Source organism: Sulfitobacter sp. UBA4523 (assembly GCF_002388305.1).
Taxonomy (GTDB): Bacteria; Pseudomonadota; Alphaproteobacteria; order Rhodobacterales; family Rhodobacteraceae; genus Sulfitobacter; species Sulfitobacter pontiacus.
Genome location: NZ_DGMH01000029.1, coordinates 28,162 through 48,605 on the forward strand (window position 1 = coordinate 28,162; position 20,444 = coordinate 48,605).

Annotated in this window: 23 protein-coding genes and 1 riboswitch; of the genes, 19 read left to right on the forward strand and 4 right to left on the reverse strand. The window is 63.5% G+C overall.

All coding sequences use genetic code 11. From position 1 onward, the window contains the following. The 6 genes from B3849_RS07420 to bioB form a co-directional block, all read left to right on the forward strand. A partial coding sequence (locus B3849_RS07420) for an ABC transporter permease (RefSeq protein WP_286779981.1) occupies positions 1 to 347 on the forward strand: 347 nt, incomplete at its 5' end. A gap of 76 nt (positions 348 to 423) precedes the next feature. Then, on the forward strand, positions 424 to 1,074 hold the full coding sequence (locus B3849_RS07425) for a DUF1007 family protein (RefSeq protein WP_278426158.1): 651 nt from the start codon (positions 424 to 426) through the stop codon (positions 1,072 to 1,074). After that, a complete protein-coding gene (locus B3849_RS07430; protein WP_037962549.1) occupies positions 1,059 to 1,973 on the forward strand; it encodes a nickel/cobalt transporter in 915 nt (304 codons plus the stop codon). The genes B3849_RS07425 and B3849_RS07430 overlap by 16 nt, the downstream gene beginning before the upstream one ends. 45 nt (positions 1,974 to 2,018) lie before the next feature. Continuing rightward, on the forward strand, positions 2,019 to 2,687 hold the full coding sequence (locus B3849_RS07435; RefSeq protein WP_278375376.1) for a GntR family transcriptional regulator: 669 nt from the start codon (positions 2,019 to 2,021) through the stop codon (positions 2,685 to 2,687). A gap of 83 nt (positions 2,688 to 2,770) precedes the next feature. Continuing rightward, complete coding sequence (locus tag B3849_RS07440; protein ID WP_005853098.1) at positions 2,771 to 3,328, forward strand: biotin transporter BioY; 558 nt, start codon at positions 2,771 to 2,773, stop codon at positions 3,326 to 3,328. Continuing rightward, positions 3,325 to 4,308 carry a biotin synthase BioB gene (bioB, locus tag B3849_RS07445; protein ID WP_278426159.1) on the forward strand — a complete coding sequence of 328 codons (984 nt, stop codon included), beginning with the start codon at positions 3,325 to 3,327 and terminating at the stop codon, positions 4,306 to 4,308. Before B3849_RS07440 ends, bioB begins: the two co-directional genes overlap by 4 nt. A gap of 76 nt (positions 4,309 to 4,384) precedes the next feature. Here the strand turns inward: bioB and B3849_RS07450 are convergent, their stop codons facing one another. Further along, the gene (locus B3849_RS07450; RefSeq protein WP_278426160.1) at positions 4,385 to 5,188 is read right to left on the reverse strand and encodes a thioesterase family protein; all 804 of its coding nucleotides are present in this window, start codon (positions 5,186 to 5,188) and stop codon (positions 4,385 to 4,387) included. A gap of 195 nt (positions 5,189 to 5,383) precedes the next feature. On the opposite strand from B3849_RS07450, the gene B3849_RS07455 reads away from it, so the two are divergent. The 3 genes from B3849_RS07455 to arsJ are packed head-to-tail and all read left to right on the forward strand — an operon-like array spanning position 5,384 to position 8,481. Further along, positions 5,384 to 6,226, forward strand: coding sequence for a helix-turn-helix domain-containing protein (locus B3849_RS07455; RefSeq protein ID WP_278426161.1), 843 nt, complete (start codon positions 5,384 to 5,386; stop codon positions 6,224 to 6,226). A gap of 6 nt (positions 6,227 to 6,232) precedes the next feature. Next, positions 6,233 to 7,231 (forward strand): ArsJ-associated glyceraldehyde-3-phosphate dehydrogenase, encoded by a 999-nt coding sequence (locus tag B3849_RS07460; protein WP_278426162.1) that lies wholly within the window; start codon positions 6,233 to 6,235, stop codon positions 7,229 to 7,231. Then, positions 7,228 to 8,481 (forward strand): organoarsenical effux MFS transporter ArsJ, encoded by a 1,254-nt coding sequence (arsJ, locus tag B3849_RS07465; RefSeq protein WP_278426163.1) that lies wholly within the window; start codon positions 7,228 to 7,230, stop codon positions 8,479 to 8,481. The genes B3849_RS07460 and arsJ overlap by 4 nt, the downstream gene beginning before the upstream one ends. Positions 8,482 to 8,517: 36 nt before the next feature. Here the strand turns inward: arsJ and B3849_RS07470 are convergent, their stop codons facing one another. Both B3849_RS07470 and B3849_RS07475 read right to left on the reverse strand, forming a co-directional pair. Further along, positions 8,518 to 10,455 (reverse strand): TRAP transporter permease, encoded by a 1,938-nt coding sequence (locus tag B3849_RS07470; RefSeq protein ID WP_278426164.1) that lies wholly within the window; start codon positions 10,453 to 10,455, stop codon positions 8,518 to 8,520. 101 nt (positions 10,456 to 10,556) lie between these two features. Further along, positions 10,557 to 11,747 (reverse strand): TAXI family TRAP transporter solute-binding subunit, encoded by a 1,191-nt coding sequence (locus tag B3849_RS07475; protein WP_037944075.1) that lies wholly within the window; start codon positions 11,745 to 11,747, stop codon positions 10,557 to 10,559. A gap of 560 nt (positions 11,748 to 12,307) precedes the next feature. Continuing rightward, positions 12,308 to 12,408: riboswitch (TPP riboswitch) on the forward strand. Positions 12,409 to 12,475: 67 nt separating this feature from the next. Here B3849_RS07475 and thiD point away from each other — a divergent pair. The 10 genes from thiD to B3849_RS07525 are packed head-to-tail and all read left to right on the forward strand — an operon-like array spanning position 12,476 to position 19,921. Further along, positions 12,476 to 13,282, forward strand: coding sequence for a bifunctional hydroxymethylpyrimidine kinase/phosphomethylpyrimidine kinase (thiD, locus tag B3849_RS07480; RefSeq protein ID WP_278426165.1), 807 nt, complete (start codon positions 12,476 to 12,478; stop codon positions 13,280 to 13,282). Beyond that, entirely contained in the window at positions 13,279 to 14,274 is a 996-nt protein-coding gene (locus B3849_RS07485; protein WP_278426166.1) for an FAD-dependent oxidoreductase, read from the forward strand. The genes thiD and B3849_RS07485 overlap by 4 nt, the downstream gene beginning before the upstream one ends. Continuing rightward, positions 14,258 to 14,455, forward strand: coding sequence for a sulfur carrier protein ThiS (gene thiS, locus B3849_RS07490; protein WP_278426167.1), 198 nt, complete (start codon positions 14,258 to 14,260; stop codon positions 14,453 to 14,455). Before B3849_RS07485 ends, thiS begins: the two co-directional genes overlap by 17 nt. A 1-nt stretch (position 14,456) precedes the next feature. Then, positions 14,457 to 15,230 (forward strand): thiazole synthase, encoded by a 774-nt coding sequence (locus B3849_RS07495; RefSeq protein ID WP_009826816.1) that lies wholly within the window; start codon positions 14,457 to 14,459, stop codon positions 15,228 to 15,230. Beyond that, positions 15,227 to 15,823 (forward strand): thiamine phosphate synthase, encoded by a 597-nt coding sequence (locus B3849_RS07500; protein ID WP_278426168.1) that lies wholly within the window; start codon positions 15,227 to 15,229, stop codon positions 15,821 to 15,823. Before B3849_RS07495 ends, B3849_RS07500 begins: the two co-directional genes overlap by 4 nt. Next, a complete protein-coding gene (locus B3849_RS07505; protein WP_278426169.1) occupies positions 15,802 to 16,824 on the forward strand; it encodes a ThiF family adenylyltransferase in 1,023 nt (340 codons plus the stop codon). Before B3849_RS07500 ends, B3849_RS07505 begins: the two co-directional genes overlap by 22 nt. After that, the gene (locus B3849_RS07510) at positions 16,811 to 17,749 is read left to right on the forward strand and encodes an ABC transporter substrate-binding protein (protein WP_278426170.1); all 939 of its coding nucleotides are present in this window, start codon (positions 16,811 to 16,813) and stop codon (positions 17,747 to 17,749) included. The genes B3849_RS07505 and B3849_RS07510 overlap by 14 nt, the downstream gene beginning before the upstream one ends. Then, positions 17,746 to 18,429 (forward strand): thiaminase II, encoded by a 684-nt coding sequence (gene tenA / locus B3849_RS07515; protein ID WP_278426171.1) that lies wholly within the window; start codon positions 17,746 to 17,748, stop codon positions 18,427 to 18,429. The genes B3849_RS07510 and tenA overlap by 4 nt, the downstream gene beginning before the upstream one ends. Next, the gene (locus B3849_RS07520; protein ID WP_278426172.1) at positions 18,426 to 19,151 is read left to right on the forward strand and encodes an ABC transporter ATP-binding protein; all 726 of its coding nucleotides are present in this window, start codon (positions 18,426 to 18,428) and stop codon (positions 19,149 to 19,151) included. The genes tenA and B3849_RS07520 overlap by 4 nt, the downstream gene beginning before the upstream one ends. Then, a complete protein-coding gene (locus B3849_RS07525) occupies positions 19,148 to 19,921 on the forward strand; it encodes an ABC transporter permease (protein WP_278426173.1) in 774 nt (257 codons plus the stop codon). Before B3849_RS07520 ends, B3849_RS07525 begins: the two co-directional genes overlap by 4 nt. A 12-nt stretch (positions 19,922 to 19,933) precedes the next feature. Here B3849_RS07525 and B3849_RS07530 read toward each other — a convergent pair. After that, on the reverse strand, positions 19,934 to 20,444 hold a 511-nt coding region (locus B3849_RS07530; protein ID WP_286779982.1), incomplete at its 5' end, for a crotonase/enoyl-CoA hydratase family protein.

Below are 20,444 nucleotides of genomic sequence, written 5' to 3' on the forward strand. Positions count from 1 at the left end.
TCGAGAACGCGATCACGGCCCTATCAACCCTGCCCCCCGCCACGATGGAGGCTGCACGCGGCATGGGGCTGAACCGCTGGCAACGCCTGTGGCGGGTGGAGCTTCCCCTCGCCCTGCCCGTGATCCTGACCGGGATCCGCCTGTCCGTCGTCATTGCCCTTGGCACCGCCACCATCGGCTCCACCGTTGCCGCACGCACCCTGGGCGAAGTCATCATCGCCGGGCTGCTAACCAACAACACCGCCTATGTGCTGCAAGGCGGGCTGATCGTGGGGCTTTTTGCGGTGCTTATCTATGATGCGATGGCCCAGCTTGAACGTTACCTTAGCCGTCGCATGGGTGGGTAAACCGCGCCGCGTGGAAGCGCGCCGATCCGCCGCCCGCTCAATTGCGCCCCCTGTCCAAGACTTGTATCACACCCCTATGATCCGACAGCTTGCCCCCTTTGTTCTCACCCTCTGGGCCGCGCCGCTGGCCGCGCACCCCCATGTGTTTATCGACACGCAGCTATCGCTTGTCGCCGACGATCAAGGACAACTGACCCATGTACGGGTGACCTGGGAGTATGACGCGCTCTATTCCCTGCTGGTGACCGAGGATATGGGCCTTGATACCGACGGCGACGGGGCGCTCACGGAAACGGAGCTTGCGACGCTGAACGGCTTTGACATGCAGTGGGTCGACGGGTTCAACGGCGATCTGGTCCTCAGCACCGAAGCGAACACCATCGCGCTGTCCGGCCCGACCGAGATTGCGACGCAGTTTGACAACGGACAGATCACCACGATGCATACCCGCGCGCTGGAAACCGCAGTACCCGCGGGGACAGCGATCACGATCAAACCCTATGATGCGACCTATTACACGGCCTACGACATCACGACCGCAATAGACACCACGCGCGCGCCGACCTGTCGCGCCCGTGTCGCCATGCCCGATGTCACCGCCACGATGGAGGCGCTGCAACAACAGATCGCCCAGCTTGATGCCCAGACCGATCCTTCCGACGCGGGTCTGCCGGATATCGGCGCGCAAATGGCCCCGACGGTGAATGTGACATGCGCCGCGCCCTGACCGTGATCGCCTTGGGCGTGGTCATCGCCCTTGCCGCGCTATGGTGGACCGGCGGCTTTGACCGGCTGGCGCAATGGGCTGCGGCGCATCAACGCGCGTTTCAAAACAGCATCGCCCTCTCGCTGCGCGCCGTGCGTGCGGGCCAGCCAGAGGCGGTAACCGCCCTGCTTTCCGCCTGTTTCGCCTATGGCGTGGTGCATGCCGCAGGCCCCGGTCACGGCAAGGTATTGATCGGCGGCTATGGCGCGGCCAAGGCTGTGCCGATGCTGCGCCTGTCGGTGATCGCGCTGCTGTCCTCGCTGGGTCAGGCCGTGACCGCGGTGGCTCTGGTCTATACCGGCGTGAGCCTGTTGCACTTGGGGCGCGAGCGTATGATTTCGCTGACAGAGGCGATTATGGCCCCCGTCAGCTATGGCGCGATTGCCTGTGTCGGGCTGTGGCTGTTCTGGCGGGGCCTGCGCCATTTCCGCGCGACGCTTCCCACGCCGCAAGATCATCACCACCATCACCACCAGCACGACCATGACGGTATCTGCGCCACCTGTGGCCATGCGCATGGCCCCACCGCTGAACAGGTTCGACAGGCGACCACCCTGCGCGAGACGCTGCTGCTGATCGGATCTATCGCGGTGCGGCCCTGTACGGGGGCGTTGTTCGTGTTGATCATCACGCTTCAGATGGGGATCGCGGGCGTCGGGATTGCCGGTGCTTTCGCGATGGCCTTTGGCACCGCGACCATCACCATCGCCGTGGGTCTTGGTGCAGGCGCGTTGCGCGGCGGCGTTCTTGCCGGGTGGGCAAGTACCCCCCGTGCAGCCCAGATCGCCGCCCTGATCGAGCTTGCCGCCGGGCTTGGTGTGGCCCTGTTGGCGGGCGGATTGCTGCTGCGGGCGATCTGAGTTTACCCGCTCGACAAGCGGGACGGTCAAAACTATCTATAATCCATGACCCAACCTAGATCAGAGACCCACTCCGCCCGGATCGCGCGCATATTGGCCGACCGCATCATCTCGGGGCAGTTGGCTCCGGGCGCGCGGTTGCGGCAAGACCACATCGCGCAGGAATTCGGCGCAAGCCATGTGCCCGTGCGCGAAGCCTTCCGTCTGCTAGAGACACAATCACTTGCAGAAAGCCTGCCAAGACGTGGATTTCGCGTCACTTTCTTCGATATGGCAGAGCTGCGGGAAGTCGCTGAAATGCGCGCCAGCCTCGAAGCGCTCGCCCTGCGGCACGCCGCACCCAACCTGACGCCCGATATCCTCGCCAAGGCGCATAAGGCCAACCTGCAAGGCGACAGCGCCCAGAATGTACATGAATGGGAAGAGGCAAACCGCTGTTTTCACAGATTAATTCTAGAACCCTGCCAGATGCCGCGGCTGATGCGGTCGATTGACGACCTGCAAGCGGCAAGCGCGCGGTTCATTCTACGGGCGTGGCGGACAAATTGGGAAGCCCGCACCGATCACGACCACCGTCTGATCCTCGACGCGCTACGAAAAGGTCAGGTAGATCTGGCCTGTACCACGCTCTCGCGCCATGTGGGGTGGATCGGCAAGCGCAGTCGCACCCTAAAAAATCAAATCGGTTCAGGCACTTCCGAGTTTTTCAGATAATTATCTATAATCTGAATTGTCAGCAGGCGCGTCCTTCGTCCTACTGGGGTAGACCTTGAAAGCTATCACTCGGAGGAAACCAGATGGCACTTGCGATTACATCCCTACCCCGTAACCCGTCCTTCGCGCAGGGGCTTGGCCTCGCGCTGGCCGGTGCCGCGCTGATCACGCTGGGGGCCAAGGTCCAGATCCCGTTCTGGCCAGTGCCCATGACCCTGCACACGCTGTCGGTCTTTCTTGTCGCCCTCACCCTTGGTCCGCGTCTGGGGCTGGCGGCGATGGCGGCCTATCTTGGGGCCGGTGCAGCGGGGCTTCCGGTGTTCTCCGGCACGCCTGAACGCGGCATCGGGCTTAGCTATATGGTCGGGCCGACAGGCGGCTATCTGCTGGGCTATCTTGTGGCGGCGGGACTGACCGGCTGGCTGGCGATGGGGCGCGGCTGGATCGGGCGCGTGCTGGCGATGCTGGCGGGGCTGACCGTGGTCTATGCCGGTGGTCTGGCGTGGCTGGCGCTGTTCGTGCCCGCGCCCAAGCTGCTGGCCGCAGGGCTGACCCCTTTCCTGCTGGGTGATGTGGTCAAGGTGCTGCTGGTGGCGACACTGCTGTCGGGCCTGTCGCGGCTGAAAGGGCGTGATCAATGATCCGCACGGACTGGACCCTTGACGAAGCGGCGGCGATCCACGCGCTGCCCTTCCCCGACCTGATCCATCAGGCGCAAACGCTGCACCGTGCGCATTTCGACCCCACGGCGATCGAAACCGCCAGCCTGCTGAGCATCAAGACCGGCGGCTGCCCCGAGGATTGCGGCTATTGTTCGCAATCGGCGCATTACGACACCGGCGTCAAAGCGACCAAGCTGATGGGCGCGGAAGAGGTCATCGCCGCCGCCAAACGCGCCAAGGATGCGGGCGCGCAGCGGTTCTGCATGGGGGCTGCATGGCGCAGCCCCAAGGACCGCGACATGGACAAGCTGACCGATATGGTGCGCGGCGTGGCCGATCTGGGGCTCGAGACCTGCATGACGCTGGGGATGCTGTCGCCCGAGCAGGTGACCAAGCTCAAGGAGGCCGGGCTCGATTTCTACAACCACAACATCGATACCTCGCCCGAGTATTACGCCGAGATCGCCTCGACCCGCACGATGGAAGACCGCCTTGAAACGGTGGAACATGTGCGCAAGGGCGGGATCAAGGTCTGCTGCGGCGGTATCCTTGGCATGGGCGAGACAGAGGCGGACCGGATCAGCATGCTGGTCACCCTCGCCACGCTGCCCAGCCACCCAGACAGCGTGCCGGTGAACCTATGGAACGCGGTCAAAGGCGTGCCAGTGCAGGGAAAATCCGAAAAGGTCGACCCTTTTGCGCTGGTCCGGCTCGTGGCCTTGGCGCGTATCCTGATGCCCGCCTCGGTCGTGCGCCTCTCTGCAGGCCGCACGGGGATGAGCGACGAGCTGCAATCGCTGTGCTTTCTGGCGGGTGCGAATTCGATCTTTGTGGGCAACCAGCTGCTGACCACCGAAAACCCGGCCACGTGGAAAGACAACGACCTTCTGCAACGGCTCGGCATGCATGTGGCACCGGCCAAGCCCGCGTCCAGATCGGCCACGATCGCAGCGCAGTAGATCCGCCCCTGACACGTGCAAAAGCCCGGCCTGATATCCTCGGGCCGGGCTTTTCATATCGGACGACAGCGTGGCATCAGGCGAAGATGATCACCGACTGCATGCCGTCTGCGACCATATCCCCATCCGTATTCCAGACCCGCATGACCTGAGAGCTATAGCCGCCGTTACCGGCGGTCAGCTGTGTCTCCATCATATACCAGCCGTCGCGGGTATTGGCGTGATCGGACAGCAGGTTGATGATCCAGTTCATTGACGAGTTCGGCCCCGGCCGCGTCATCATCGGGAAGGCCGCAGGGGGCAGCACGTCGCCAATCGCGATCAGCCCCTCAAGTGTCCCCCACATCGCCGGATCACGGTGCCGCGCCCAAATCCGGACATAGCCGCGATCTGACCCTGAGAACGGCAGGCTGCCCTCGATCAGTTTGACCTCGAAGTTGACAAAGAACCGCACCGGCGGGCGTTTCAGCGCGGGCGGGAAGTAAGAGGGCGTGTCTTCCGGCCCTTGGGGGGCGGCGGGCGCGGTATGGCCCACGCTCAACTGGCTTTCCTGCGCATGCCCGAAAGAAAAAGTGCCCGTTGCCGCGACCTTGCCGTCGATTTCAGCGCGGGTGGCGATGGTGGTGATGTTGCGCCCTTCGCGCAGCACCTCTGCATGGATCGTGGGCGGCTGCGACACGGGCGCGGTAAAGTTGATCAGCGCAGACCGCAGCGCGGGCAGATCGGGGCGGTCCCGACGGGCCGCGTGGACCAGCAAAGCACCGGTAAATCCGCCAAAGGCCGTACGCCCCTGCGCCCAGTTCTCTGGCACCTGATAGCGCGGCGCGGTGCCGTCCTGCTCTGCTGTGGCCAATACCTCGGCTAGGGTCACATCTGTCATGTCGGGTCCTTTATGCGTCTGTCACCGCGCGCGGGCGCGCTGTTTCCCAATCGATGCCTGCAAAGCCAAGAGCGCGCAAGACACCCTGCCCCTGAAACGCCACGTCACCCAAAACGCACCCCCGCGGCAAATAACCTTTGGCGGGATCGCATAGAGGTGTTGACGCTCAATGTGTAATTCACATATTCATGAAATATGGAATCACTACTCACAGATCGACTCGCCACCCTGAGCCACCCGCAGCGGCTGGCCGTGTTTCGCCTGCTGATGCGGCGCTATCCCGATGCCTTGCCTGCGGGGGAAATCGCGCAGGTACTGGCGCTGAAATCCAGCACGGCCTCGGTATATCTGTCGGCGCTGACGCAAGTCGGGCTGATCTCGCAGCGGCGCGACGGGACGCGGCTCTTGTATACCATCAACCTTGATGCGGCGGGCGAGGTCGTATCGGGGTTGTTCGTGGATTGTTGTCGGGGGCGCGCTGATCTCTGCCCGCCCCCGTTCTCTGACCTTATTAACAGGACGCAGATGATGACCCAGACAAAGTTCAACGTGCTTTTCGTATGTACCGGCAACTCCGCCCGCTCCATCTTTGCAGAGACGATCCTGCGTGACATGGCGGGCGACCGGTTCACCGCCTATTCCGCGGGCACCCTGCCCCGGTCCGAGCTTAACCCCCTTGCGGTCGAGATGCTGCAAACCAAGAGCCACAGCATCGATGCGCTGCGGTCCAAACATATCTCTGAATTCCAGACCGCCGATGCGCCGCAGATGGATTTCGTCTTTACTGTCTGTGACCACGCCGCGAACGAGGAATGTCCCACCTGGCCCGGCCAGCCCGTGTCGGGGCATTGGGGCATGCCCGATCCCGTCAAAGCCGAAGGGACAGAAGCGGAACGCCGGCTGGCCTTCCAACAGACATATGGCGCGCTGCACAACCGGCTGCTGGCCTTTACCGCCCTGCCTTTCGAAGCGCTGGACCGCGCTGCCTTGCAAAAACGGGTCGATGCCATCGGGGCCGACCCAGTGACCACAGGATAAACCATCATGACAACCTATGCTTTGAACGGCCTTGGCCGCATCGGAAAACTTGCCCTGCGGCCCTTGCTGGAACAAGGGGCCAAGATCGCCTTTATCAACGATGCGGTTGGCGACCCCGAGATGCACGCCCATCTGCTGGAGTTTGATTCCGTCCACGGGCGCTGGCCTGCGACCTTCAGCGCAGAAGATCATGCGATCACCATCGATGGCACGCGTATCCCCGTGACCAGCACCAAATCGATCACAGACCTGCCGCTGGCGGGGGTGGATGTGGTGATCGACTGCACCGGTGCGTTCAAGACAGAGGCCAAACTTGCCCCCTATTTCGAAGCGGGCGTGAAAAAGGTCGTTGTCTCTGCCCCCGTCAAGGACGGGCCGACGGCGAATATCGTCTATGGCGTGAACGACGACAGCTATGATCCAGCCACGCACAGCATCGTCACCGCGGCGAGCTGCACTACCAATTGCCTCGCCCCCGTCGTCAAAGTCCTGCTGGAAGGGATCGGGATCAAACACGGGTCGATCACCACGATCCATGACGTGACCAACACGCAAACCATCGTGGACCGCCCCGCCAAGGACATGCGCCGCGCCCGATCAGCGCTGACCAACCTGATCCCCACCACCACAGGGTCGGCCACGGCGATCACGCTGATCTATCCGGAACTGACCGGCAAGCTGAACGGCCACGCCGTGCGGGTGCCCCTGCTGAATGCGTCGATCACCGATTGCGTCTTCGAGCTGGAGCGTGAGACGACCGTCGAAGAGGTCAACGCCCTGTTCAAAACCGCCGCCGAGGGGCCGCTAAAGGGTATTCTGGGCTTTGAGGAACGCCCGCTTGTGTCGTCGGATTACACCAATGACACCCGCAGCGGGATCGTGGATGCGCCATCGACGATGGTGGTGAATGGCACGCAGGTCAAAATCTATGCGTGGTATGACAATGAAATGGGCTATGCGCACCGTCTGGTGGATGTGGCGCTGATGGTGGGCGGCAAGCTGTGACACGCCCTGCCGGTTTTACCGCCTATATCACTGTCACCGCCGCCTATTGGGCCTTTATGCTGACCGACGGCGCGCTGCGGATGCTGGTGCTGCTGCATTTTCACACGCTCGGGTTCTCTCCGGTACAGCTGGCCTATCTGTTTGTGCTCTACGAGATCGCGGGCGTGGTCACCAACCTGTCGGCGGGCTGGATCGCGGCGCGCTTCGGGCTGACCTCGACGCTCTATGCGGGGCTGTCGTTGCAAGTGGTCGCGCTACTGGCACTGACACAGCTTGATCCGGCATGGAGCGTCGCCGCCTCGGTCGTCTTTGTCATGCTGGTGCAGGGGCTGTCGGGCGTGGCCAAGGATCTGGCCAAGATGAGCTCTAAATCCGCGGTCAAGCTGCTGGCCCCCACCACAGGGGGCGGCTTGTTCCGCTGGGTCGCACTGCTCACCGGATCGAAGAACGCGGTCAAGGGCGCTGGCTTTCTGCTGGGTGCGGGGATGCTGGCGCTGCTGGGGTTTGTGCCGTCGACGCTGGTGATGGCCGCGATCCTGTTTGTGATCCTGATCGGCGTCATCATCGGTATGCCTGCGGGCCTGCCCGTGGGGCGCAAGGACGCCAAGTTCACCGAAGTCCTGTCCAAGAACCGCAATATCAACTGGCTCAGCGCCGCGCGGCTGTTTCTGTTCGGGGCGCGCGACGTGTGGTTTGTCGTGGGCATCCCGATCTATTTCTACGCCGTGCTCTCCGATGGCAGCGTCGAAAGCAAGCGGGAGGCTTTCTTTATGATCGGCAGCTTTATGGCGGTGTGGACGATCCTCTATGGGGCCGTGCAAGGCTGGGCCCCGAAGATACTGCGGGCCACAGGCCGGACGGAAGGCGACACGCTCGCGCAGGCCCGACACTGGAACCTTGCGCTGGTCGTCGTGCCTGCCGTGCTGGCCGCGCTGGTCTGGATCACGCCTGCGCCATCCCCCGCGCTGACGGTCACGATTGTCCTTGGCTTACTGGTGTTCGGGGCGATTTTCGCGGTGAATTCGGCGCTTCATTCCTATCTGATCCTCAGCTTTACGGATGCAAAGCGGGTCACGATGGATGTGGGGTTCTACTATATGTCCAACGCGGCCGGTCGGTTGGTAGGCACGCTTTTGTCAGGCTTCACCTATCAACTGGGGGGGCTGGCGCTGTGTCTTGGCACCGCGGCGCTGATGCTGGCGCTGAGCGCCTTGGGGACGGCACAGCTGCGCCCTTCGCAAACGTCATGAACTGCGGCGCGCGGGGATGTCCCCGCGCGCCCAATCTTAAGGGACCGCAACCACGCCGTTGCGGTTGTCCCGCCAGATCACCGCGACAAGCACCGCCGAGGCGACCCCCGCGACCAGCGTCGTCGTCAGCCCCGGAAAGCTGAAGGCAAAGCCCGCGATCCCCAGCGGCAGACGCAGCCAGGGCCGCACCATACCGACGCCCAGCAGATAGCCCTCAAGCCCGCCGGACAGCAGCGTGATGCCGATGATGATCGACGGCAGCACATAGACCAGCGGCGTCAGATCGCCCTGCAGCACCAGCGCAGGCTGGAACAGGAAGAACAGCGGCACAAAGTAGATCACCACCCCCAACCGCATCGCAGTGAAGGAGGTCAGCATCGGCTTGGCCCCCGCAATCGTCGCCGCCAGAAACGCCGCAGCCCCTACCGGAGGCGTGATCACCGACAGCATCGCGTAGTAGACGATGAAGAAGTGCACCGCGACCGTGTTCAACCCGCCGATTTCGATGATCGCGGGTGCCAGGGTCACCGCAAGGAAGATGTAGGCCACAATCGCAAGCCCCGCCATCCCCATGATAAAACAGGCCAAAACCCCAAGCGCGATTACGAGATAGACGTTATCCCCGCCCAAAGCGACCAGCCCCGAGGTCATCGACCCTGTCACACCGGTGATGGTCAAGGCGCTGACCACAAAGGCGATCGGCAGGATGATCGCTGCGGTCTGCGTGACCAGCGTGCCCACTTGGCGCAGGGTTTCAAAGATGCGCGCAGGCGTCATCATGGTCTCGCGTTGCAGGAAGCTCAGCGCGATCATCAGCGCACTGGCGTACCACGGGGCGTAATACTCCCACCGCATATACAGCAGGCCCCAGACCAGAAAGATCATGACCAGCAAGAAGGGCCAGCCGCGCTTCATCACCTCGCGGGCCGAGGGCAGGTTTTCGGGTTTCATCCCCACCAGCCCCTTGCGCGCGGCATAGGCGTCGACTTGCAGGATCAGACCAAAGTAGAACAACGCCGACGGCAGGATCGCGGCCACCATCACGGTCGCGTAATCCACACCGATGGTGATCGCCATGACAAAGGCAATCGCCCCCATCACCGGCGGCATTACCACCCCGCCGGTCGAGGCACAGGCCTCGATCGCGCCAGCGTAATGGGGCGGGTAGCCGACCTTTTTCATGGTTGGAATGGTGATCGACCCGGTGCCCGCGATGTTCGAGAAAATCGACCCCGACAGCGACCCGAAAAAGGCGCTGGCCACGATCGATACTTTCGCTGGTCCGCCGCGGTACTTGCCAAAGCCCGCATTGGCCAGATCGATAAAGAACTGCCCCGCCCCCGTGGCGATCAGCACGCCCGCAAAGACCAGAAAGCCCAGCACGATCTCGGCGACGATCTTGGTGGTGATGCCCATCAACCCTTCGGTGCGGAAGACATGCGCCTCGATCATGCGTTCAAACGTATAGGGGATGCCCATCAGCAAACCAGGGAAGTAATCGGCCACCAGCGGGTAAAGCCCCAGCACCAGCACCACGAGCAAGAAGGGGATGCCGCCCGACCGGCGCGCGACTTCAAGCATCAGCAGCCAAAGCACGACGCCCGCGTAGAAATTGGTCCAGCCCGCCTGCACGATCTCCCATGCATACATGGAGAACCACATGCAGATGCCAAAGCCCACGGCGGCCGCCACGATGTCATAGATCGGCACATGGGTGTGCGATTTCACCGCTGGCAGCGCGATGAACGCCGCCGCAAGGAAGGTGCCGATGAAGACCCAGTAATACTGCCCCTCGATCAGACGCCGCCCGCCGATGGGAACGCCGAATACATAGGCCAGCCCCATCCCGAGGCCAAAGGTACACAGCAGCACGAAAGCGATGCTGGTGAACGAGAATAATCCCCCCAGTCGCGTCGTCTCGGACGAGGGTTCGACAGCCGTTTCAGCCGCCGGAGGGTGTTGTGTTGCTGACATGGATGATCCTGAAAATAAGGGCGCTGTGGCAGTGTCTTAGGCGGACGGAGCACGTTGTGCTCCGCCCTGTCTTATGCCGTCGATGACGGTCCGTCGCGGCGTTACAGACGCGAGCGGAACGGCTCCAGCCCGTCGGTGTGCTTGGCCAGAATGTCGAGATACTCCTGGTTCTCGAAATTCATCTCGACGCCCTGCTCCATCGCCTCTTTCATGCCGGCGTTGCGTGCCGCGATCCACGCGTCCATCTTCTCGATGGCCTCGTTGTTCCAGGCATCGTCTTCTTCGGTCCACGCCCCGATTTCACGCAGGTATTTCACCGTGCCTTCGTGCACAGGGATCGGGTTGGCATCCAGGAAGTTGCGGAAATGCTCCAGCGACATGCGGGTCGCCAGCGCGTGCGATCCTTTGTAGTTGTCGTGGGATTCATTCATCCACTTCGCCATGTTATAGACGAAATCCTCTTCTGCGGTGACCGGCACGGCATAGACGAAGTTCGACGTCATGGACTCGACACCCTTGGCGGTGCTCACCCCCATAGAGATGGTCGAGGGGATCGTCATGGGGCGGTAGCTCAGGTAGCCGTCCCAGCCTTCTTTGTTGGCGGGGTCCATCGGCAGCCAGCGAATGCTGCCCGGTGCGCCCTCCATTTCGGACAGGACGGAAGAGATCGGAGAGCAATAGGCCACATCGGACTTCCCCTCGACAACCGAACGACAGTTTTCACCGTAGCTGGAGGCCGGGACGAATTCGATCTTTTCCTGCGCTTCTTCTGGCGTCATGCCGATAAAGGCAGGCAGGGCCTGTGTGATCGCAGAGACAATCGCGGGCGAGAACACGCCAGAGGTGACGCGCACGCCGCCTTTGCCAATGTCTTCAAGGCTTTGCAACTCGGAATCGCCAGCCACAACAAAGCCCCAAGGCGTGTCGTTGTGGTGCCACAAGATCCGCTGCGGCATGGGTTTCGCCGAGGCGTAACCGCCGACCCCTTCCGCTTGCAACGCCATTTCCGACGCGGAAACCGACGCGATCGCGATGTCTTCGCGGTCGGTCAGACGTTTGTAGCGCATGGGCTCGCTGTCTTCGGGAACGATCCGCACGGTGGTGCCGGTTTCTTTTTGCAACGCGGGCCCCCAACCGTTGGTCGAGGCAAAGCTGCCTGTCGACGTGCCCGGCGTGGCAATCACGAGCATGCGCGGCCACTCATACTCCTGCGCCATCGCGACGCCCGAAAGCGCCATGGATACCGCAAAGGACCCGACAGCGGCCTTGGCAAAACGTGTCATATTCTTCATGTGGTCTCTCTCCCTGTTGTACATCTTTGGATTGTTCGGGATCGCAGGATCGCAGGCACCGCAAAAGCTACGGATGCCCATGCGCAGGACGCAGATGTGATCTTTGCAGATGTCACGCAGCACCTCCCAATGCTTGTCGCGACGCGTCCGGTATGACCCGTAAAACGGGCCAGAAAACGCATCCCCCCGAGTGTCGGCCCCCTCCTCCCGAGGGTATCCGACTCAATCTGTCAATCAGCCTAGGGGCAAGATATTTCGATGCCAATACCGCAGAACAGAACTTGATACCGCAGCCGCGCGGGGTCTTTGCGCGATCACCCCTAGTTTGCTGATGCCAAAGGGTTAACGCCCCAGAATATGGGAAATGTGACGTTACGTTGCTTTGGGTTACGAGGCGTTGTTTCGGCTGACAAGCGTCAGGAGGGCTGTCCAAACCGCACCCGTTTTGCCCAAAATATCGCCACCTTTGGTTGAATATTTTGCGGCTTGCACCGTTTGCCGAACTTGGCTACGCCTAAGGCAACGACGCTGCACACCCCCACGGGGGGCGCAGTTCCAACATCTATCCGTCGGGGTGCCCTAGGGGGCTGAGAGGTGCGTGCACCGACCCGTCGAACCTGATCCGGGCAATACCGGCGTAGGGAACGGGTATCTTTGTGCAACGGCCTTGGGTCCACGCCACAAAGCTCATTCTTGCGTCTGCTTGCCCACCACCGAAAGGCGAGCATGTGACCAAGACGACCCCCATTTCCCTGACCATCGCCGGATCCGACAGCGGCGGCGGTGCCGGTATTCAGGCCGATATCAAGGCGATGTCGGCCAATGGTGTCTATGCCGCCAGCGTGATCACCGCCGTGACCGCGCAGAACACGCGCAGCGTCAGCGCGGTACACGAGATCCCCGCCCCCATCGTCGCGGCCCAGATCGATGCGGTGCTGTCCGATCTTTCGGTGCAGTCGATCAAACTGGGCATGTTGTTTTCTCCGCAGATTATTCAGGCGGTGGCATCTGCGCTGTCCGCGTTTCGGGGGGCCGTCGTGGTCGATCCGGTGATGATCGCAAAATCCGGCGATGCGCTGTTGCAAGAAGACGCCGTCGCAGCGCTGATCGCGGATATCCTGCCGCGCGCCGATCTGCTGACCCCCAACCTGCCCGAAGCCGCCCGCCTGTTGAACCAGCCCGAGGCTGACAGCGCCGACCAGATGGTCACGCAGGCCCGGGCGTTGCTGGAAATGGGGCCAAAGGCGGTGCTGATGAAGGGCGGCCATAGCGCGGGCAATATCTGTAGCGACGCGCTGGTCACCGCAGAGCGTGTCACATGGCTCAGCGCGCCGCGCATCGACACGCGCAATACCCACGGGACGGGATGCACCTACGCCGCGGCCATCGCTGCGGGGCTGGCCCACGGCAAACCCCTTGGCGCGGCGGTACAGGCCGCACATGACTATCTGCACCGCGCCATCATCGCCGCCGATCAACTTGATATCGGCACGGGCCACGGGCCGGTGCATCACTTCCACGCGGTCTGGTCATGACGCAGGTCACCATCATCGGCGCGGGCGTCGCGGGGCTGTGTACCGCGCGTGTCTTGCTTGATCGCGGGATGCGCGTGCATCTGATCGACCGCGCCCGCCAACCCGGCCCGCAAGGGTGTTCTTGGTGGGCTGGCGGTATGCTCGCCCCGTTTTGCGAAGGCGAAAGCGCCGAGGAACCCGTGATCCGGCTGGGCCAAAGGGCGGCGGATTGGTGGGGGCAGCGCACCACATCGCTGCACCGACGCGGGTCGCTTGTAATCTCTCCGGCGCGGGACAGCAGCGATCTGACCCGCTTTGCCCGCCGCACGACAAGCCACCAAACCCTGACCGGTGCAGAGATCGCGGCGCTTGAACCCGACCTTGGCGACCGCTTTGCCAAAGCGCTCTATTTCCAGACCGAGGCCCACCTGTCGCCCCGCATTGCGCTGGCAGAGCTGTGGCGCGGGCTGGTGGCCGATGGGGCCAGTTTCGAACAGGGCGAGGCCGATCCTGAAGCGCTGGCGCAAGACGGCATCGTCGTTGATTGCCGCGGCTATCACGCGCGCGCCGATCTGCCTGATTTGCGCGGCGTGAAAGGGGAAATGGCGCTGCTGTCCTGCCCCGACATCGAGATCACCCGCCCCATCCGCGTGCTGCACCCACGTATGCCGATCTACCTCGTGCCGCGCGGTGACGGGATCTACATGCTCGGGGCCACGATGGTCGAAGGCCGCGCCGGTGCCTATGCCAGCGTGCGGTCCGTGCTTGAACTGCTGAGCGCGGCCTACGCACTGTCCCCCGCCTTTGGCGAGGCCGAGATCCTAGAGATCGGCGTCGACAGCCGCCCCGCCTTCCCCGACAACCTGCCGCGCATCGAACGGCAGGGCAATCTGATCCGCGCCAACGGTCTGTATCGCCACGGCTTCCTGCTCGCCCCTGCGCTGGCGACCATGGTGGCCGACCTGATCCTTGACGCCAAAACACCGGAGATTTTCCATGAAACTACAGCTTAACGGCGCCCCGCTCGACAGCGACGCGCCCACGCTTGCCGCCCTGCTAGAGGCCGAAGGATTTGGCGGCGCGAAAGTCGCGACCGCCGTCAATGGCAGCTTTATCCCCGCCAGCCTGCGGGCCAGACACCCCCTGTCCTCCGGCGACAGCATCGAAGTGCTCGCCCCCATGCAGGGAGGCTGAGATGCGCCCATTTTACGGAGAAACCCTTGCCAATGGTCTGATGCTGGGCACCGCGCAGTACCCCTCGCCCAAGGTGCTGTCAGACGCCTTTGCGCGCAGCGGGGCAGCGGTGGCGACGGTGTCGCTGCGGCGCGAAAGCGGACGGGATCGCGCCGGTCAGGACTTTTGGGAACTGATCCGCGCGCTTGACGTCCATGTGTTGCCCAACACCGCCGGATGTCACAGCGTCAAAGAGGCCGTCACCACCGCCCATATGGCCCGCGAGGTGTTCGACACGCGCTGGATCAAGCTCGAGGTCATCGGCGAGGAGGACACGTTGCAGCCCGATGTCTTCGGTCTGGTCGAGGCGGCCCGCATCCTGAGCGAGGACGGGTTTCAGGTCTTTCCCTACACCACCGAAGACCTTGTGGTCGCGGATAGATTGCTGCGGGCGGGCTGCGAGGTGCTGATGCCCTGGGGCGCGCCCATCGGGTCGGGGATGGGGCTGAACAACCTTTTCGGGCTGCGCGCCATGCGGGCGCATTTTCCCGACGTGCCGCTGGTGATCGACGCGGGCATCGGCCTGCCCTCGCACGCCGCACAGGCGATGGAGCTGGGCTTTGACGCGGTGCTGCTGAACACCGCTGTCGCCAAAGCCGGTGACCCCGCCGCCATGGCCGAGGCCTTTGCCACCGCGATCCGCGCCGGACAGCTTGCGGCCGATGCGGACCCGATGCCGCCCCGCGATATGGCCGCGCCCTCTACCCCCCTGATCGGAAAGGCGTTTCTGGAATGACCCTTGACCGTTTCTACCCAATCTTCGACAGCGCCGCCTGGTTGGAGCGGCTGGTGCCCCTTGGCATCAAACTGGTGCAACTGCGGATCAAGGATACGCCCGACCCTGCCTTGCGGCGCGACATCCGGCAGGCCAAGGCGATCTGCGCCAAACACGACTGCACCCTCGTGATCAACGATCACTGGCGTATCGCACTCGACGAAGGGTGTGATTTTATCCATCTGGGACAAGAGGATCTGGACAGCGCCGACCTGACCGCCATCCGCGATGCGGGCGCACGACTGGGCATCAGCACCCATGACAAGGCCGAACTGACCCGCGCCCTGGACCTGCGCCCCGATTATATCGCCCTCGGCCCGATCTACCCGACGATCCTGAAGCAGATGAAGTGGCACGCGCAGGGGCTGGACCGTCTGCGCGACTGGCGTGAACGGGTGGGGCAGACCCCGCTTGTGGCCATCGGTGGCATGTCGGTCGACCGCGCGGCGGGAGCCTTTGACGCCGGTGCCGATTGCGTCGCGGCGGTGACCGACATCACCCTGAACCCCTCGCCCGAGGATCGCATCACCGCATGGCTGGGGGCAACCCGATGACCCGCTATGCCCGCCAGATGATCCTGCCGCAGGTCGGCCCATCGGGCCAAGAGGCGCTGGCGGCGGCACGGGTGGTGGTGGTCGGCGCGGGCGGGCTGGCGGCACCGGTACTGCCCCTGCTGGCAGGGGCCGGCGTGGGGCATATCACGCTGGTAGATAGTGATGATGTGGCCCTGTCGAACCTGCACCGCCAGACGCTGTTTACCGAAAGCGATATCGGCACGCCCAAGGTCACTGCCGCCGCCCGCGCCCTAACCGCTCGCAATAGCGCGTGCACCGTGGTGGCCCACCCCGTGACCCTTGGGCCGGATACCGTGGCAAAGCTGTGCCATGATGCGACGCTCGTGCTGGATTGCGCCGACAGCTTCGCAGCAAGCTATGTGCTGTCGGATCATTGCCTGAACGCGGGCCTGCCCTTGATCAGCGCCTCGGCCCTTGGGTTTGGCGGCTATGTCGGCGGGTTCTGCGGCGGCGCGCCGTCGCTGCGGGCCGTCTTTCCCGATCTGCCGGACCGCGCGGCGAGCTGTGACACGGCGGGGGTGATGGGGCCGGTTGTCGCCACGATCGGTGCTGCACAAGCACAGATGGCGCTGGCCTGCCTGCTTGGACTGTCGCCGTCCCCTTTGGGGCAATTGATCAGCTTTGATCTTGCCTCCTATCGTTTTGGCGGCTTCCGCTTTGATACCGCGCCGGAGCCTGACCACGGTTTCGGATTTGTCGCGCCCTCACAGATCCGCGCAAGCGATTGGGTCGTTGATCTGCGCGGCCCGGATGAGGCCCCCACAGCCGCGACACCCACAGCGCGGCGCATCACCCTGCCCGATTTCCTCCGCAACGCTCCCCGCCCGACACATCAACCCCGTGCGGTGATCGCCTGCCGTTCGGGCCTGCGCGCGTGGCAGGCGGCGACCCATCTGGCCAGCTATTGGCATGGCCCCATTACCCTGCTCGCCATGGGCGAGCCTTCCCCGTTGAAAGGACAAACCGATGAAACTTCGTAACATTCTGGCCGCGCTGGCGATGACCTCTGGCCCGGCGCTGGCGCAGGACGAAATGGTCTTGCTGCTGGACTGGTTCGTGAACCCCGACCACGGGCCGATCATCGTGGCACAGGAAAAAGGGTACTTCGCCGAACAGGACCTGAGCGTAGAGGTCATCGCCCCCGCCGATCCTTCTGACCCGCCGAAACTGGTCGCCGCAGGCAAGGCGGATCTTGCGATTTCCTATCAGCCGCAGTTGCACCTGCAAATCCACGAAGGTCTGCCCCTACAACGGGTCGGCACGCTGGTGGCCACGCCGCTGAACTGCCTGCTGGCGCTGACCGATGGTCCCATCGCCTCTCCTGCGGATCTGGCAGGCAAGAAGGTCGGATTCTCGGTCGGCGGTGTCGAGGAGGCCGTGCTTGGCGCGATCCTGACCCATCACGGGCTATCACTGGATGATGTGGAGCTGGTAAACGTCAACTGGTCGCTGTCACCGTCGTTGATGTCCGGTCAGGTGGATGCGGTCATCGGAGCCTTCCGCAATTTCGAGCTGAACCAGATGGATATCGAAGGCGTCGATGGTACCTGCTTCTACGTCGAGGAAGAGGGCCTGCCACCGTATGACGAGCTGATCTACGTCGCCAACCGCGACACGATGGACAAGGACATGATCGCGCGGTTTCTGGCCGCGACCGAGAAAGCGACGCAATATATCGTCAACCACCCCGAGGAAAGCTGGGAGGTGTTCGCCGCCACCTCTGCCGATCTGCAGGACGGGCTGAACGCCCGCGCGTGGAAAGACACGCTGCCCCGTTTCGCCCTGCGCCCCACGGCGATGGATGCCGGACGCTACGCCACATTCGAGACGTTCTTGCATGACGCAGGCCTGATCCCCGACATCTCGCCCGTGTCGACAATCGCCATCGATGTGACCGCCCGATGACCGCGCCGGACTATGGCCGCAGCTTCGCCCTTTGGCGCGCTGCTGCGGCGGAGGAGTGGCAAAACTATACCCACCATGCTTTTGTCGAAGGGTTGCGCGACGGCAGCTTGCCGCGCCGTTGCTTTGTGAACTATCTGATCCAAGATTATGTTTTCCTTGTTCATTTCTCTCGCGCTTGGTCGATGGCGGTGGTCAAATCGGAAACGATGGAAGAGATGAAGACCTGCGCTGCCACGGTGGATGCGCTGGTCAATCACGAGATGGCGCTGCATATCCGCACCTGTGCTGCGGCGGGTATCGACGAAGCGGCGCTGTTCACCGCGACGGAAGCCCCCGCCAACCTCGCCTATACGCGCTATGTGCTGGATGCCGGGATGCAGGGGGATTTCCTTGATCTGATGGCGGCGCTCTTGCCATGCGTCATGGGCTATGGGGAGATCGGGCAGCGCTTGGCCCAGACCCGCAGCGCCGACACGCCCTATGCCGAGTGGATCGAGACCTACGCCGACCCCGACTATCAAGCGCTGTGCCAGACGGTGGGCGCGATGGTCGACGCGGCGGTTGCGCGGCGGATAGGTGACCTTGAAACCGCCCCCCGTCGCGCGGCACTGCAAAACCGCTTTTCCACGGCCACACGGCTAGAGGTCGGCTTCTGGCAGATGGGGCTGGACCTGCCATGACCCCGCCGCCCGCGCTGCGTCTGACGGGACAACACCGGATTGACGCGCGCCCCCTGTTTGACGTGGATATGACCCTGGCCGCGGGGGCGTGGACATGCTTGCTCGGCCCGTCGGGGGTGGGCAAATCCACGGTGCTGCGGCTGCTGCTGGGGCTTGAGACGGGCGGCGCGTTTGACGGCACGATCACCGCCTCTGACGGACAACCGCTGGCGGGGCGGATCAGCTATATGGCGCAATCCGACCTGCTGTTACCGTGGCTTACGGTGATCGACAACATCATGATCGGCGACCGGCTGCGTGGGACCACGCCGGACAGGGACCGTGCCTCTGCCATGCTTGAACGGGTCGGTCTGCAGGATCATGCCCATAAGAAACCCGCCGCGTTGTCGGGCGGGATGCGGCAGCGGGCAGCGCTGGCGCGGACCTTGCTGGAGGATCGCGCGGTGGTCTTTCTGGACGAGCCATTCTCGGCACTCGATGCGGGCACCCGCGCCGCGATGCAAGAGCTCGCGGCAGAGCTGTTGCACGGGCGGACCGTGCTGCTGGTCACCCATGATCCGGCAGAGGCGGCGCGGCTGGCCGACCACATCCTGATCCTCTCTGCCACGGGCGCGCAAAGCTGGCCCGTCCCCGCGCTTCGGGCGCCGCGCCCCGTGAGCGCGCCCGAGGTTTGGGCCTGCCAAAGCGCGCTGCTGTCCCATCTGCGGGGGGTGCCTGCATGAGGCGATACGACATACCGCTTGCGATCCTGCTGGGGCTTGGTCTTTGGCAGGCCGCGGTGCTGCTGACCGACGCGCCGCATTATATCCTGCCCGCGCCGTGGCGCGTGGCGCAGGCCGCATATCGCGCCCGTGAGACGCTGATCGAGAACGCATGGGTCACCACCGTCGAGGTGCTGCTGGGGCTGCTGATCGGCACCGCCCTGGGGGCTGTTACCGCGATCCATCTGGCGCTGTCCAAAACGGCAGAGCGTTTGCTGCTGCCGCTGCTGGTCTTTACCCAAGCCGTGCCGGTTTTCGCGCTGGCCCCGTTACTGACGCTGTGGTTCGGCTATGGCATGGGGTCCAAGATCGTGATGGCGGTGTTGATCATCTATTTCCCGGTGACATCGGCCTTTCACGACGGGCTGACCCGCGTGCCTGATGGCTACCGCGATCTGGCGCAATCGATGGGGGCGCGGCCGTTGCGGTTCATGCGCTACGTGCAAATCCCCCACGCGCTGCCAAGCCTTGCGACGGGGCTGCGGCTGGCGGCGGTCTATGCGCCGATCGGGGCGGTGATTGGCGAATGGGTCGGCGCGTCAAAGGGGCTGGGCTATCTGATGCTGCTGGCCAATGGCCGCGCCAAGATCGACCTGATGTTCGCCGCGTTGATCATGCTCGCCTGTTTGACGGTGCTGTTGCATCTCTCTGTCGGGCTGCTGGCGCAACGCCTGACCCGCTATGCCGAAGGCCGCAGCGAAAGCGGGATCACGCGCAGCACCCGCGCGTGATCCTTTCGGTTCTTATTCCGCGTTCGGCCGCACCCGCGCGCCGCTTTTGTCGGCAAAGGCCGCAAGGCGCGCGCGTGCGTCAGGCTGCGTATTGACCACACCGGCGACCACAGCTTCGGCATAGGCGGCATCCATCGCCGACATGTTCTGCATATGGCTCACCGCGCTACAGATCGCGAAGTTCGACAGCGGCAGGTTCTGCGCCGCCTTGCGCGCCAGATCCATCGCCTTGTCCATGCTGGACCCTTCGACGATATACTGCGCAAGGCCCAGATCGACGGCCTCTTGCCCCTGATAGACGCGCCCGGTGAGCATCATGTCGATCATCCGCGCCTTGCCGACCAGATCAGTCACACGGATCGTGGCCCCCCCGCCGGTGAACAGCCCGCGCTGGCCTTCGGGAAGCGCGAAATACGCGCTTTGGTCCATCACCCGCACATGGGCAGAGCTGGCAAGCTCTAGCCCGCCGCCGACAACGGCCCCTTGCAATGCGGCAATCACGGGCACGCCGCCGTATTCCATC

Bases quoted from the DNA above. Each gene is read 5' to 3' on its own strand.
- B3849_RS07475 (WP_037944075.1), bottom strand. From the start codon at position 11,747: ATGAAGAATATGACACGTTTTGCCAAGGCCGCTGTCGGGTCCTTTGCG.
- thiS (WP_278426167.1), top strand. From the start codon at position 14,258: ATGAAACTACAGCTTAACGGCGCCCCGCTCGACAGCGACGCGCCCACG.
- tenA (WP_278426171.1), top strand. From the start codon at position 17,746: ATGACCGCGCCGGACTATGGCCGCAGCTTCGCCCTTTGGCGCGCTGCT.
- B3849_RS07435 (WP_278375376.1), top strand. From the start codon at position 2,019: ATGACCCAACCTAGATCAGAGACCCACTCCGCCCGGATCGCGCGCATA.
- B3849_RS07470 (WP_278426164.1), bottom strand. From the start codon at position 10,455: ATGTCAGCAACACAACACCCTCCGGCGGCTGAAACGGCTGTCGAACCC.
- B3849_RS07460 (WP_278426162.1), top strand. From the start codon at position 6,233: ATGACAACCTATGCTTTGAACGGCCTTGGCCGCATCGGAAAACTTGCC.
- B3849_RS07450 (WP_278426160.1), bottom strand. From the start codon at position 5,188: ATGACAGATGTGACCCTAGCCGAGGTATTGGCCACAGCAGAGCAGGAC.
- B3849_RS07455 (WP_278426161.1), top strand. From the start codon at position 5,384: ATGGAATCACTACTCACAGATCGACTCGCCACCCTGAGCCACCCGCAG.
- B3849_RS07495 (WP_009826816.1), top strand. From the start codon at position 14,457: ATGCGCCCATTTTACGGAGAAACCCTTGCCAATGGTCTGATGCTGGGC.
- B3849_RS07425 (WP_278426158.1), top strand. From the start codon at position 424: ATGATCCGACAGCTTGCCCCCTTTGTTCTCACCCTCTGGGCCGCGCCG.
- B3849_RS07500 (WP_278426168.1), top strand. From the start codon at position 15,227: ATGACCCTTGACCGTTTCTACCCAATCTTCGACAGCGCCGCCTGGTTG.
- B3849_RS07510 (WP_278426170.1), top strand. From the start codon at position 16,811: ATGAAACTTCGTAACATTCTGGCCGCGCTGGCGATGACCTCTGGCCCG.
- B3849_RS07520 (WP_278426172.1), top strand. From the start codon at position 18,426: ATGACCCCGCCGCCCGCGCTGCGTCTGACGGGACAACACCGGATTGAC.
- B3849_RS07505 (WP_278426169.1), top strand. From the start codon at position 15,802: ATGGCTGGGGGCAACCCGATGACCCGCTATGCCCGCCAGATGATCCTG.
- B3849_RS07440 (WP_005853098.1), top strand. From the start codon at position 2,771: ATGGCACTTGCGATTACATCCCTACCCCGTAACCCGTCCTTCGCGCAG.
- B3849_RS07525 (WP_278426173.1), top strand. From the start codon at position 19,148: ATGAGGCGATACGACATACCGCTTGCGATCCTGCTGGGGCTTGGTCTT.
- B3849_RS07430 (WP_037962549.1), top strand. From the start codon at position 1,059: ATGCGCCGCGCCCTGACCGTGATCGCCTTGGGCGTGGTCATCGCCCTT.
- bioB (WP_278426159.1), top strand. From the start codon at position 3,325: ATGATCCGCACGGACTGGACCCTTGACGAAGCGGCGGCGATCCACGCG.
- B3849_RS07485 (WP_278426166.1), top strand. From the start codon at position 13,279: ATGACGCAGGTCACCATCATCGGCGCGGGCGTCGCGGGGCTGTGTACC.